Source organism: Thermomonas sp. (genome assembly GCF_025993755.1).
Classification (GTDB): Bacteria; Pseudomonadota; Gammaproteobacteria; order Xanthomonadales; family Xanthomonadaceae; genus Thermomonas.
The window spans coordinates 1-9,657 of sequence record NZ_JAMQHN010000017.1 but is presented as its reverse complement, the minus strand read 5'-3'; the positions used below and the strand labels follow the sequence as shown (position 1 = coordinate 9,657).

Here is a 9,657-nt window from a genome sequence, read left to right as displayed (position 1 = left end):
GGACACGAGATCGAGGACCCGCAGCGAACCTTCTATCGCGACGTGCGCAGGGTCTGCCCCGGGGAGCGACTGCAGCTCGATGCCGGCGGGCGGGCGCAGCGGTCACGCTACTGGCCGATCCCGGACAGCGCAGCCTCGACCGCGGCGCCCCGGGAGTGGGTTGCCGAGTTCGTCGACACCTTCGACGCGGCGGTGCGCTGCCGCCTGCGCGCGGTGCGGCGCCCGGCGCTGCTGCTCAGCGGCGGGATCGACTCCGCGAGCGTACTGGCGTCGGCGCACCGACTGCGGGACGCGGGAGACGCGCTGGCGCTGTGGCCGCTGTCACTGGTGGAAACGACCGAGCCGGTGTCCGACGAGACAAGCAACATCCGGCGCCTGCATGCCGGTGGAGACGGGCAGTTGCTGCCGCTGGAGGGACTGGAAGCCAGCCCGCAGTTTGCCGAACTGCTTGAATACGCCTGGAATGCCGCGCATCCGGTCGACAATTCCCTGCTTTACGCGCGCCTGGGCTGCCTGGTGGCGCGCGCGGCGGGCAGGCGGGTGGTGCTGGACGGCGCCGATGGCGACACGGTGATGACCTCGACCGACTGCCGCGCCGGGGAACTTGCGGCGGCCGGACACCTCGTACAGGGCTGGCGGGAGGCGCAGCGCGCCAGCCGGGTCAACACCTATTTGCGCGGGGTGCCGGCGTCCCGCATCCTGCTGCAGGGATTCGCCACGGCCCTGCAGCCCGACTGGCTGGCGTCCTGGCGGTACCGCCGCCGCGCGCGGTCGCAGCGCGGCGCCGACGCGGGGGAGTGGATCGATGCCGGCTTCGCGCGGCGTTTGCAGCTGCGCGAGCGGCATCTGGCGGCGGCATTGGCCGCGCGGGCGCGGCGCTCGCGCAGCTCGCTAGCGCAACAGCGGGCGTGGACCTGGTGGAATCCCGGCTTCGTGCGTGCGCTGGAGGGGACGGACCGCACCTACGGTCGGTTCGGCATCGAGGCCTGGCATCCGTGGTGCGACCAGCGGGTGATCGAACTGTTCCTGCGGATGCCGGAAGCCTGCCTGGCCCGAGATGGCTGGACCAAATGGGTCGCGCGCGAGGCCAACGCCGGCGTTCTCGGTGCCGACATCGCCTGGTATTCGGGCAAGTCGCATCTCGGCGGTGCGCTTGCGTCACAGGTGTTGGCGGCATCGGTCGACCGGGTATCGGCGCTGCTGGCGCGCGCTCCCGAGGTTCTGGCGGGGGTAGCCGATCGCGATGCGCTGGCCCGCCTGTGCCGCATGTGGGACGCGTCGCCGGCAGGCGCGATCGAACAGGAAGGCGACGCCGTCCTGCAACTGGCCACGCTGGTGGCCTGGATCGAGGGCAACCGCCTGCAGGTCGGCTGAGCGGGGCCGCGGGTTTCAGGCGTAGCGCCGCGAACAGTCGGCCACTTCGGCAAGCGCGCGGTCGTAGCTTTGGAACTGCTCCGGGAACCGCGCCAGCAGCTGCCGCGCGATCTCGCCCACGGTCTGCTGGCCGTCCATCGACGCCAGGATCGCCTGCTGGATCCGGCCCCGGTCCGACAGGCGCGGAACGTGGCCGGCCTCGGATTTGCGCAGGCGATCGGTGGCGCCCGGCAGCAGGCGGAAGGTGGACTGCCGGAAGCTGGCCAGCTCGCCGACCTCCGCGCGGGTGATCCGGGTGTCCCAGCGGTAGATCCAGTCCTCCTGCACCCGCCGCACCGCCAGCCGCGTCTGCATCCGGTCGCCGGCCTGGACCTCGACTCCCCGCTCCAGCGGAAAGAACATGCGGCCGTAGACTAGTTCCGGTAACAGCGGCGAATTGCTGAACCCCAGGCCGTCGTCGATTTCGCCGTCGAACCAGACGTAGAAACCGTCCAGGCGTCCGGCCCGCGCAATGGTCCATTCCAGCGTGCGGTCGAGGCCGCGGGTTTCCTCTGCGCGGTAATCGACGGTCCCCCAGGCGGCCGGGTCGGCCAGCAACTGCTCGGGTTCGGTGGGCTGGCCGCGCGCGCGCCAACAGGTATTGACCAGCCAGGGCAGCGCGGCCGACAGCTCGAGTCCCAGCTGGTTGCGCCGCCACGGCGCTTCGATCGACTCGATTTCCCAGGGTGCCGATGCCGGCACGGCGTACAGCAGGTCACGGTGCGGCAGCAGCACGCCTCCGGGCCGCAGGTGGCGGCGGCGGGCGTCGGCCAGCGAGGCGATGTTGCCGGTATAGAACGGCGTGTTGCCGTGCAGGTCGCCAAGCACGAGGTCCGCCGGTTCGGGCAGGGTGATGTCCGTGGACATGCCGCGGATCCACTCGATCCGCTCGGCGCCGGGAATGTCGGCGGCACAGTGCCTGCCCACCTCGATGCTGTCGTCCGGCTCCACCGCATAGACCTTGCGCGCTCCGAACTGGCAGGCGAGGAAGGACAGGATGCCGGGCCCGCAGCCGATGTCGAGGACCACGCTGTCGGCGCGCACGTGCCGCCGCAGCGCTTCCCGCCAGGGCGCGAAGCGCGCGCTGTCCTCGATCATCTGCCCGTAGGAGGACAGGCTGTAACCGTCGCTGTAGGTCATGGCGTGGCGGGTGTGTGCGGGAGGCGTTGGTGGTGGCGCAGCAGTTGCTCGACCAGTGCGTCCTGGCGGTCGAAATCACGCGGGTAGCGCAGCAGGAAGGTCGGGCAGGCTTCAGCCACCGCGCTGGCGAGCCGCAGTTGGCGGGTGGTTTCCTCCCGCCGGGTCGGGTCCAGCCGGAAGCCGTGCTCGACCAGCGCCATGCAGGCCGCTGCCGGGGTGACCGGTTCGATGGCCAGGCCGGTGCCGCCCGGCGGCGGGTCGTCGAGCAGGTAGATCGCCGCCAGTGGCTGCGGGGCCTGGAGTTCGGCGGCTTGCTGCAGGGCAATCACGCGCTGCTTGTCGCTGTATTGCGAAACCGGGCCGGATTCGTCCGCCCATTCCAGGGCGTGCTCGATACTGTCCGAATACAGGCGCAGGCCGGGATAGCTGGGGGTCACGCTGGCCTGCCGGTCGTGGTGGTCGAACAGCGCGCAGTCGTCGCACAGCGCCGGGTAGCCGCGCCGCTGAAAAAGCGCCGCGAGGGTCGATTTGCCGCGGCCGCTGCGGCCCACGAAGGCCACCGCGCGGCTGCCGATGCGGATCACGCTGGCGTGGACCACCAGATGCCCGCGGCCGGCGAGCAGGCGCGGCAGGGCCTGGTCCAGCAGCAGGTGTTCCAGCGTGTTCTCGGCAAGCCCGGAACAGGCGTCGACGCCGATCCAGCCGGCGCTCGGGTCGACCAGGAAATCGCACTGTTCCGGTGCCTGCAGCAGGTGCATGGCGTTGCCGTCCGGGGCGGCCTGGTGCCAGCGGGCGACCCGCAGGCTCAGGCTGCCATCGGCTTCGAGCCATTGGTGCCGCCACAGCGGCTCGGGGGTTTCCTGCCGACCTCGGCATGCCGCCTGGATCGCGATCCGGATGGCGGGGTGCTTTGCGTCCGCGGCGGCAGGGCGCAGGGACCGCAACCGGATCCCGGACTCCAACGGATAGCCCGCGTAGAGCATGTGCGATCGTTTCGCCGTCCGCCCTGCTTTCTGCGGCGCTGCAGGCGCAGATCCGAATCGGGACAGGACTGCGGGGACGCCGGGAACGGTTATACGCAGTGCTTTCTACTCGTATTGCCACCCGGCGTCATGCCGTTGTAGCAATTGCCAGGCGTGCCCGGCATGCCCGGCACTGAAACCATGCCGGTCTCATTGGTCGTCCCGGTCCCACCGGCGGTCAGCGCCTGCACGCTGCCGTACACCCGCAGGCGCGGGGAGGTGTAGTTCTTCATTGCCAACTGCAGATCCTTCATGCGCTCCATGGCTCCCCCAATTCAGCTTGCGACCCCGTCGCTCGACTGGAGAATATCCAGCCGCGCGCGAAAAGGCAAGCCGGCGCGCGGGCCCCGCGGCCAAGGCGAGGCATGCTGGCGCCAGCGGCACCGTCAGCGTGTGCCATGAACGACATTCCTCGTACCGGCTCGCGGCCCGGTGGTGGGGATCCGGCCGGACGGCGTGCCGCAGGCCCCGCGGCACGGCCCTGGGGTGATCAGCCTGCCGCGCGGGGATCACGGAAAGTTTGGTGTTCGGCATCCGTCGACAGCAGGCGCTGGCCTTCCAGCTCGATCCAGGCGTGCGCCTGGAATGGCCCGGCCATCGGCTTCATGCCCAACTGCAGCTGCGGTTGCAGCCCGCGCAGGCGCAGCCAGCCCAGCACCAGCAGCGACTGCCGCAGGCAGGTGGCGTCGACCACGCCGTGGCGGCCGGCGATGGCAGCCAGGCGGGCCAGCGCGCGTGCGGCGTCGATCTCCGCTGGCGAGGCCGGATGCGGTTGCCGGCGTCGAGTCAGCGCTTCGACCCAGCGCAGGGTGCGGCGGTAGCCGGCCAGCGCCAGCGCGAGATGGAGAACGGGCAGCAGCAGGAGGCAGGCAACCAGTCGCGTGCGCTCGCCCCGCGAGAGCGCGCGCCAGCCGGCCAGCCGCCGGCCCACGGCTAGTCCACCGTGACCAGGCCGGCTTCGGCGAGCGAGCGCACCAGCGCCAGCAGGTCGTGTTCGATCGTCGCCGGCAGGGCGTCGAATTCCTCGCACAGGGACTGGTGGACGGCAGCAAGGTCGCGGCGCTGCGGCAGCAGCTCCCAGATCCGGGTGCCGACCGGGTCGAGGCCGAAGTAGCGTTCGCTGGCCAAATCCAGCAGCACGACCTCGTCGCCGACCTCCTGCATCAGGACCTCGTCCGAGACTGCGACCTTGCTGGCGAGGGTGACGGCGAGAGGCGTTCCGGTCATGCTTGCGGCTTCATGTGGCGGTGCGGCACAGGGTAGGCGAGGGGTCATGCAAGGTAAAGAGGACGCCGATCAGGCGCTGCGGAGCGAAGCCTGGAAGCGGCTGCGGACATGGCTGCGGCCGCACCTGCCGGCGCTGTCGCTGACCCTGCTGCTGATGCTGGTGCAGAGCGGGGCGACGCTGGCGCAGCCGTGGTTGGGCGGGCAGCTGACCGACCGGCTGCTGCTGGACCAGGGGCTCGGTGCCCTGCTGTGGGTGCTGTTCGCGCTGATCTGCGCCCAGCAGGGGCTGGGCTATGTCGTCGGATTGCAGCTGCAGAAGGCATCGGGGCGGCTGGTCGCCGACGCCAGCGCGGAGCTGTACGCGCACCTGCAGGCGTTGCCGCTGGCCTGGCACCAGGAGCGCCGTCGTGGCGATGTGCTGGCCCTGCTGGGCAACGATCTGTACCGGCTCAGCGGCTATGTCACCGGGATCCTGCTGCCGCTGCTGCCGCTGTTGTTCACCCTGGTCGGCGCGCTGCTGATGATGCTGCGGCTGGCGCCGATGATTGCCGTGGCGGTGATGGTGCTGATGCCGCTGATGTTCATCGCGATCAAGCTGGCCGGGCGCCGGCTGCGGCCGTTGGCCCACGCCTCGGCGCAGGCGTGGGCGGACCAGTCGGCGCTGGCCGAGCAGAACCTCGAACTGCTGCCGGTGATCAAGGCGTTTGCCGCCGAGGCGGGCGAGAGCGCGAACTACCGCGGGCGCGCGGATGCGATCTACGACATCGACCTGCGCCTGGCCAAGCTGCAGGGGGCGATCAACCCGCTGGTCTACGTGGCCGGGGCCGGCGCGATCCTGCTGCTGCTCGGACTGGGCGGCGGCCTGATCGTCGATCGCCAGATGCGGATGGGCGAACTGGTCAGCCTGTTCCTGTACGCCATGGTGCTGGTCGGGCCGGTGGGCGCGCTGGCGTCGGTGTACGGCAGCACGCTGGCGGCGCGCGGCTCGATCCAGCGGCTGATCGAGGCCTTGTCGGCGCAGCCGCAGCCGGATGCCGGGACGCTGCAGCAGGTGCCGGCCGACGGTGCGATCCGCTACGCACAGGTCGATTTCGCCTACCCGGGCCGGCCGCCGCTGTTCCGCGGTTTCGAGCTCGACATCCGCGCCGGGGAGACGGTGGCACTGACCGGAATCAACGGCGCCGGCAAGAGCACGCTGGTGCACCTGCTGCTGCGATTGGTGGAACCGCAGGGCGGAACGGTGGCGATCGGCGGGCACGACGTGCGCGACTTCCGCCTGGCGGCCCTGCGCGGCCAGATCGGACTGGTGGCCCAGCAGGTGATGCTGTTCAACGCGACCATCGCCGGCAACATCGCCTATGGGCAGGCCGCTGCGAGCCGCGAGGCGATCGAGCGCGCCGCCCGCGCCGCCCGCGCGCACGACTTAATCAGTGCGCTGCCGCAGGGCTACGACACCGTGATCGGCGACCAGGGCGTCAAGCTGTCGGGAGGCCAGAAGCAGCGCATCGCGCTGGCGCGGGCGCTGATCAAGGATCCACCGATCCTGATCCTGGACGAGGCAACGGCGATGTTCGATCCGGAGGGCGAGGCCGAATTCATCGCCGCCTGCCGCGAGGTGCTGGCGCGGCGCACGGTGATCATGATCACCCACCGCCCGGCCAGCCTGGCGCTGGCCGACCGCGTGCTGCGGCTGGAAGCGGGAAAGATTGTTTGAGGGGAGGGTGCCTGGCAGGAGCGCCGCGGGCGGGTGCCCGGGATTTCGCCGGTCGCGCGGCAGAGCGCGTTCCGGTCCTGCACGTGGCAGGAAAACCTACTCCGCGCGGCCGCCGAATTCGCCGGTGCTGGTGTTCACCCACACCTTTTCGCCGTTGCCGATGTACTCGGGCACCATGATTTCGATGCCGGTGGACAGCCTGGCCGGCTTCGGGCGCTTGGTGGCGGTGCCGCCCTTCAGTTCCGGCGGGGTTTCGATCACTTCCATCGCCACCGACTGCGGCAGCTGGATGGCGACCGGCTGGTCGTCGATCAGCTGCACGTAGATGCCGGCGAGGTCATCGACGATGTAGCCGGCGGCGTCGCCGATCGCATCGGCGTCCAGCGTGTAGGGGGTGTAGTCCTCGTCGTCGAGGAACACGAAGGCGTCGCCGTCCTTGTAGGAATAGGTGCACTGGCGGCGGCTCATGTCCACTTCGCGCAGGTCGTCGTCGCCGTCGAAGCTGGCGTCGAGCTTGCTGCCGCCGGGGATGGAATACATGACGAAGCGGAAGCGCACGTTGCCGCCGCGGCCCTGCGGGCTGCTGCGTTCGATGTCGCGGATCTGGTAGACGCCGCCGTTGTGTTCGACGACGTTGCCTTTCTTGATGTCGAAAGCTTTCATGGGAATGCGGGCTCCGGAAGAAGGATCGGCTTACTTGGGTGCCAGCCGCGTGGCGCCGTCGAGGCGGATGGTCTCGCCGTTGAGGTAGACGTTGCCGAGGATGTAGGCGACGAGATCGGCGTATTCCTCGGGCTTGCCGAGCCGGGCCGGGAAGGGGATCGTGGCTTCCAGCGAGGTGCGCACGGTTTCGGGCATGCCGTCGACCATCGGGGTCCAGAACACGCCGGGTGCGATGGTCATCACGCGGATGCCGAAGCGGGCCAGTTCGCGCGCCATCGGCAGGGTCATGCCGACCACGCCGCCCTTGCTGGCCGAATACGCGGCCTGGCCGATCTGGCCCTCGTAGGCGGCCACCGAGGCGGTGTTGACGATCACCCCGCGCTCGCCGTCGGCATTGGCCGGGTTGTGCTGCATCAGGTCGGCGCAGGCCTTGGCGACGTTGAAGCTGCCGACCAGGTTGACCATCACCGTGGTCGAGAACTGCGCCAGCGGCATCGGGCCGGTCTTGCCGAGCACGCGGCCGGCGCCGAGGATGCCGGCGCAGTTGACGGCGACGTTCAGTCCGCCGAGGAAGCCGTTCGCGGCGGCGACGTGGGCCACCACCTGCGCCTCGTCGCTGACGTCGGTGCGGAAGAAACGGGCGTTGGCCTCGCCCAGTTCGGCTACCGCGGCGGCGCCCTTGTCTGCGTTGACGTCGAACAGGGCGACCTTGCCGCCGTGGGCCACCAGCTGGCGGGCGACGGCGAAGCCGAGGCCGGAGACGCCGCCGGTGATGACGGCGCGGGCGTGGGAGAGCTGCATCGGGATGTCCTGCGGAGAAAAGGGAATTTTAGCGGATGGAGGCCGGCTGCGACGGTGGCGACGCTGGCCTCGTAGCGCTGGCTTTGTTCATCGATCTGCGGCGGGCATCCCTTGTCCGGCCTGCGCCAGCAGGCGTCTGGAAAGTTCGCCGGGTGGCAGGCTCGGCTGGAACAGGAAGCCCTGCCCGACGGTCACCCCGAGCCGCAGCAGGAAATCGCGCTGGGCCTCGGTTTCGATGCCTTCGGCGACGATGTCGAGGTCGAGGCTGTGGGCCACGCCGGTGATGGCCTGGCAGATCGCCACGTCGGAACGGTTGCCGGGCACGCCTTCGACGAAGCCCTGGCTGAGCTTGAGGCCGTGGATCGGCAGCCGGCGCAGGTAGTTGAGGGCGCTGTAGCCTTCGCCGAAATCGTCGATCGTCAGGCGCACGCCGAGGCTGCGCAGGCTGTCGAATACCAGCGCGGTGTCGCGGGTGTCTTCCACCAGCACGCGCTCGGTGATTTCCAGCTCCAGCGCGTGGCCGGGAATGCCGGTGTCCGCGAGCATCTGGCGCACGCTGGCGACCATGTCTTCGCCGACGAACTGGCGATAGGACACGTTCACGGCGATGCGCTGGATCGGCAGGTCCTGCTCCTGCCAGCGCCGCATCTGCGTGCAGGCCTCCAGAAGCGCCCAGTGGCCGATCCGGATCACGTCGCCGGTGTTTTCGGCCAGGTCGATGAAGCGCTCCGGCGCGACCGTGCCCAGGTCCGGGCTGTTCCAGCGCAGCAGCGCTTCGGCGGACAGGATCCGGCCCGTGCGCAGGTCGACCTGGGGCTGGTAGGCGAGATGGAACTCGCCGTTGTCGAGCGCGCGCCGAAGCCGGGTTTCGATCTGCAGCCGTTCCTGCCGGGCTTGTTCGAGCGCCGGGGTGAAGTTCTGGAAGCCGTTGTGGTGCTTGCGCTTGCTGACGTACATGGCGACGTCGGCGCTCTGGATCAGGCGCCTGGGCGTGGTGCCGTCGGCCGGTGCGCGCGCCAGGCCGATGCTGGCGGACACCGAGAATTCGGTCTTGCCGAGCTGGAACGGCGGTTCGAACGCGGCCTGGATCCGCAGCGCCAGCCGTTCGGGGCGCTTTGGGTCGTCGGCGATGCGGCAGGTGGCGAGGAATTCGTCGCCGCCGAAGCGGGCGATCGAAGCTTCCGTGCCGACCGCCTCGCGCAGGCGCTGCGCCACGTCCATCAGCAGCCGATCGCCGGCGTCGTGGCCGAGCGCGTCGTTGACGATCTTGAAGCGGTCGAGGTCGATGTAGAGCACCGCCAGATCCGGGCCGCCGTCGGCCTCCAGGCCGTCCCGGATCGATTCGAGGATGGCGTCGCGGTTGAGCAGGCCGGTCAGCGCGTCGGTCTGCGCCTGCACGCGCAGCGCCTCCTCGGCGCGCTTGCTTTCGGTGATGTCCTGCAGGGTGCCGGTGAACCGATTGTGGCCGGGGTCGAGCGGGTCGGGCTCGCCGATCATGCGCATCCAGAACTTGGCCGCGCGCGCCGTGCGCCCGCGCAGTTCGAGGTCGAAACCGGTGCCGCCGCCGATCGATTTCAGCGTCTTGCGCAGGCGCTTGCCGTCTTCGGTGTCGAGGCAGGCCAGCAGGGCGTCCATCGTGCGGGGCGGGCGCTGCTGGCGCAGGATGCGCATGGATTC

At 70.1% G+C, this 9,657-nt stretch carries 10 protein-coding genes; 2 read left to right on the top strand and 8 right to left on the bottom strand.

Annotation, left to right across the window (positions count from 1 at the left end):
- A partial coding sequence (locus Q0X16_RS01085; RefSeq protein ID WP_297829735.1) for an asparagine synthase C-terminal domain-containing protein occupies window positions 1-1,374 on the top strand: 1,374 nt, incomplete at its 5' end.
- Window positions 1,375-1,389: 15 nt separating this feature from the next.
- Here Q0X16_RS01085 and Q0X16_RS01080 read toward each other — a convergent pair.
- The 5 genes from Q0X16_RS01080 to Q0X16_RS01060 all read right to left on the bottom strand — a co-directional run bounded on the left by Q0X16_RS01080 (window position 1,390) and on the right by Q0X16_RS01060 (window position 4,802).
- Window positions 1,390-2,553 carry a 50S ribosomal protein L11 methyltransferase gene (locus Q0X16_RS01080; RefSeq protein WP_297829734.1) on the bottom strand — a complete coding sequence of 388 codons (1,164 nt, stop codon included), beginning with the start codon at window positions 2,551-2,553 and terminating at the stop codon, window positions 1,390-1,392.
- Window positions 2,550-3,536, bottom strand: coding sequence for a hypothetical protein (locus Q0X16_RS01075; protein WP_297829733.1), 987 nt, complete (start codon window positions 3,534-3,536; stop codon window positions 2,550-2,552). Before Q0X16_RS01075 ends, Q0X16_RS01080 begins: the two co-directional genes overlap by 4 nt.
- 89 nt (window positions 3,537-3,625) lie before the next feature.
- The gene (locus Q0X16_RS01070) at window positions 3,626-3,829 is read right to left on the bottom strand and encodes a hypothetical protein (protein ID WP_297829731.1); all 204 of its coding nucleotides are present in this window, start codon (window positions 3,827-3,829) and stop codon (window positions 3,626-3,628) included.
- A gap of 236 nt (window positions 3,830-4,065) precedes the next feature.
- On the bottom strand, window positions 4,066-4,506 hold the full coding sequence (locus Q0X16_RS01065; RefSeq protein ID WP_297829730.1) for a lasso peptide biosynthesis B2 protein: 441 nt from the start codon (window positions 4,504-4,506) through the stop codon (window positions 4,066-4,068).
- A 2-nt stretch (window positions 4,507-4,508) separates the two neighbouring features.
- Window positions 4,509-4,802 (bottom strand): PqqD family protein, encoded by a 294-nt coding sequence (locus Q0X16_RS01060; protein ID WP_297829728.1) that lies wholly within the window; start codon window positions 4,800-4,802, stop codon window positions 4,509-4,511.
- 46 nt (window positions 4,803-4,848) lie between these two features.
- Here Q0X16_RS01060 and Q0X16_RS01055 point away from each other — a divergent pair, with 46 nt between their 5' ends.
- On the top strand, window positions 4,849-6,516 hold the full coding sequence (locus Q0X16_RS01055) for an ABC transporter ATP-binding protein (protein WP_297829727.1): 1,668 nt from the start codon (window positions 4,849-4,851) through the stop codon (window positions 6,514-6,516).
- A 96-nt stretch (window positions 6,517-6,612) separates the two neighbouring features.
- Here the strand turns inward: Q0X16_RS01055 and yeiP are convergent, their stop codons facing one another.
- The 3 genes from yeiP to Q0X16_RS01040 form a co-directional block, all read right to left on the bottom strand.
- Window positions 6,613-7,179, bottom strand: a complete 567-nt coding sequence (yeiP, locus tag Q0X16_RS01050) for an elongation factor P-like protein YeiP (RefSeq protein WP_297829725.1) — start codon at window positions 7,177-7,179, stop codon at window positions 6,613-6,615.
- Between the two features lie 30 nt (window positions 7,180-7,209).
- The gene (locus Q0X16_RS01045) at window positions 7,210-7,980 is read right to left on the bottom strand and encodes an SDR family NAD(P)-dependent oxidoreductase (protein ID WP_297829723.1); all 771 of its coding nucleotides are present in this window, start codon (window positions 7,978-7,980) and stop codon (window positions 7,210-7,212) included.
- 87 nt (window positions 7,981-8,067) lie between these two features.
- Window positions 8,068-9,657, bottom strand: a 1,590-nt coding sequence (locus tag Q0X16_RS01040; protein ID WP_297829721.1) for an EAL domain-containing protein, incomplete at its 5' end; no start/stop codon positions are given.

Coding starts and splice junctions, on each gene's coding strand:
- Q0X16_RS01080 (WP_297829734.1), bottom strand. CDS start 2,553: ATGACCTACAGCGACGGTTACAGCCTGTCCTCCTACGGGCAGATGATC.
- Q0X16_RS01075 (WP_297829733.1), bottom strand. CDS start 3,536: ATGCTCTACGCGGGCTATCCGTTGGAGTCCGGGATCCGGTTGCGGTCC.
- Q0X16_RS01070 (WP_297829731.1), bottom strand. CDS start 3,829: ATGAAGGATCTGCAGTTGGCAATGAAGAACTACACCTCCCCGCGCCTG.
- Q0X16_RS01060 (WP_297829728.1), bottom strand. CDS start 4,802: ATGACCGGAACGCCTCTCGCCGTCACCCTCGCCAGCAAGGTCGCAGTC.
- Q0X16_RS01055 (WP_297829727.1), top strand. CDS start 4,849: ATGCAAGGTAAAGAGGACGCCGATCAGGCGCTGCGGAGCGAAGCCTGG.
- yeiP (WP_297829725.1), bottom strand. CDS start 7,179: ATGAAAGCTTTCGACATCAAGAAAGGCAACGTCGTCGAACACAACGGC.
- Q0X16_RS01045 (WP_297829723.1), bottom strand. CDS start 7,980: ATGCAGCTCTCCCACGCCCGCGCCGTCATCACCGGCGGCGTCTCCGGC.